This window comes from Mycobacterium sp. NAZ190054 (assembly GCF_001545925.1).
In the GTDB taxonomy this organism is placed as follows: Bacteria; Actinomycetota; Actinomycetes; order Mycobacteriales; family Mycobacteriaceae; genus Mycobacterium.
The window spans coordinates 1-2450 of sequence record NZ_LMVQ01000393.1 but is presented as its reverse complement, the minus strand read 5'-3'; the positions used below and the strand labels follow the sequence as shown (position 1 = coordinate 2450).

Annotated in this window: 2 protein-coding genes and 1 pseudogene; 1 reads left to right on the top strand and 2 read right to left on the bottom strand. The window is 66.5% G+C overall.

The genetic code is table 11. The annotated features are described in order from the left end of the window. A partial coding sequence (locus ASJ79_RS22560) for an APC family permease (protein WP_082753997.1) occupies nt 1–1434 on the bottom strand: 1434 nt, incomplete at its 3' end. A gap of 144 nt (nt 1435–1578) precedes the next feature. Next, nucleotides 1579–2187, bottom strand: a complete 609-nt coding sequence (locus ASJ79_RS22555) for a TetR/AcrR family transcriptional regulator (RefSeq protein ID WP_067960157.1) — start codon at nt 2185–2187, stop codon at nt 1579–1581. 180 nt (nt 2188–2367) lie between these two features. Between ASJ79_RS22555 and ASJ79_RS32650 the strand changes: the two are divergent. After that, nucleotides 2368–2450, top strand: a pseudogene (locus ASJ79_RS32650) (TetR family transcriptional regulator); the annotation flags it as partial.

Here is a 2450-nt window from a genome sequence, read left to right as displayed (position 1 = left end):
GTGCGGGCCTGAGCCCAGATGGGTCGGGTCGGTGATGTGGCCGTCGCGGATGCCGAGCTGTTTGTTGATCTGCTGGGTGATGAAGAACAACACGACACCGATGGCGACGAGCGCTCCGGCGACGATGTACTGCTGGGCGGGCCGCCCCGACATCGGGGTGACCAGATACAGCGACGTCAGGAAGCCGACGACCGGCAGCACCGTCGGGGTCTTGAAGTGTCCGCCGGCCTGGCGCACGTCGCGACGCAGCACCAGCACGGCGACGTTGACCACGGCGAACACCGCGAGCAGCAGCAGGCTGGTGGTACCGCCGAGCACCGAGATCGCGTTGCTGCTGGCGAAGGTCGACACGTAGATGATCAGCCCGAACGCGATCAGCGTGGTGAACACGATGGCCGCCCACGGCGACCGCCGCGTCGGGTGCACGGTGCCCAGTACCGGCGGCAACACGTGCTGGCGCGCCATACCGTAGATCAGCCGGCTGGCCATCAGCATGTTGATCAGCGCGGTGTTCGACACCGCGAACATCGTGATGAACGGCAGGATCGCGTCGATCGGCAGCCCGGGGGCGCCGGCCTTGACGACCTCGACCAGCGGGGTGTCACTCTCTTCGAGCCTGCCGACCGGCACCAGCGCCACCGCGACGATGGAGATCAGCACGTAGACCACTCCGGCGATGGACAGCCCCGACAGCAGGATCTTCGGGAACGTCTTGACGGGATCCTTGGTCTCCTCGGCCATGTTGACCGAATCCTCGAACCCCACCATCGCGAAGAACGCCAGTGACGTCGCCGCCGAGATCGCCATGAACGTGCTCTTGTCCTCGGCGGTCTCGAACGCGACGATCCGGGAGAAGTCGACGTCGCCGCCACCCGTGAACGCCCAGAGCCCGACGAGGATGACCGTGATCAGGCCGGTGATCTCGACGATGGTCAGGACGACGTTGAGCTTGACGCTCTCCCCCACACCGCGATAGTTGATGGCGGCCAGCGCGGCCATGAACAGCAACGCCAACACCGCGACCCCGGCCTTGGGCGCGTCCATTCCCACGCCCTCAAAGAAATTCGCCGAGAAGGCCCTGGAAGCCGTTGAGGCCGACGTGATTCCGGAACACATCACGACGAACGCGACCAGAAACGTGATGAAGTGGATCCCGAAAGCCTTGTGCGCATACAGGGCTGCACCTGCGGCCTGCGGATACTTCGTCACCAGTTCCAGGTAGCTGAACGCCGTGATGGTGGCGACGGCGAACGCGATGAGGAACGGAAGCCACGCCGCGCCACCGACTTCGCCGGCGACGTCACCGACGAGGGCGTAGACGCCGGTGCCGAGGATGTCACCGACGATGAACAGCAGCAGTAGGCCGGGGCCCATCACCCGTCTGAGCTCGGGCTGGTTTTCAGGAGTGCTGGGGCCGGCCACCGCTTCTGACATCACGCCTCCCTGACTTCACTCGAAATGTTCATCATCGACCAGTCGGGCGGGGGCCGCAGCATCATCGCGGTAAACCGATCCGATTCCGTGCCGCGCCCGTGATCGAGCCCAGTCCAAGTAGCCACGCGCGGCGACCCGCAAACGCTAGTTGAACGGGGCCAGCACGTCGATGACGTCGATCAGGGTGGCCCTGGCCGTGGCACGCGGCCCCTCGCCCTCGCCGACGAGTGCGGCCACCACCGCCCCGTCCACGGCGCACACGAGCGCGTTGACCAGCTCGGCGCGCACCGAACGCCCTGACCGCTCGACCACTTCGACCACGGCCTCACTGCGCTGTTTGAGGATGCGCCGCTGGATGTCACGCAGACCCGGTTGCCGCGCGCACGCGATGTAGCGCTCGTAGCGGGAGATCATCTGCTCGGTGACGCGTTCGGGGTTGTCGCCGACCAGGAGGTCGACCAGGATGTCGGCGGTCGACTCGGCACCACGGCGGCGGCGCGACAACGTCTGCACCTGACGGTGCAGCTGTTCGCTCTCCCGGGTTCCGACGTGCTCGACCGCCTTCGCGATGAGGTCGTCCAGCGAAGAAAAATAGTAGGTCGTCGACGCCAACGGCAGCCCGGCGCGGCGCGCGACCGCACGGTGCCGCACCGCGTCGAAGCCGCCCTCGCAGAGAAGGTCCGCGGCAGCGCTGACCAGCGCATACCGCCGACGTTCTCCCTTGGGAGTGACCGCTGCCGTCACCCAGAGAATCCTGCCAGCCACGGGGTTCCGACACCGTGTTTTCGGCGAATCACCAGCGTTTTCACCGAAGCGACGGGCGCCGCGGCCGCGATGGCATGATGTCGCGCATGCCGACCCTCAACCGCCGGGAGCTGCTCACGCTCGGACTGCGCGCCGAAAACAAGGTGTCGGAACCCCGTGGCTGGCAGGATTCTCTGGGTGACGGCAGCGGTCACTCCCAAGGGAGAACGTCGGCGGTATGCGCTGGTCAGCGCTGCCGCGGACCTTCTCTG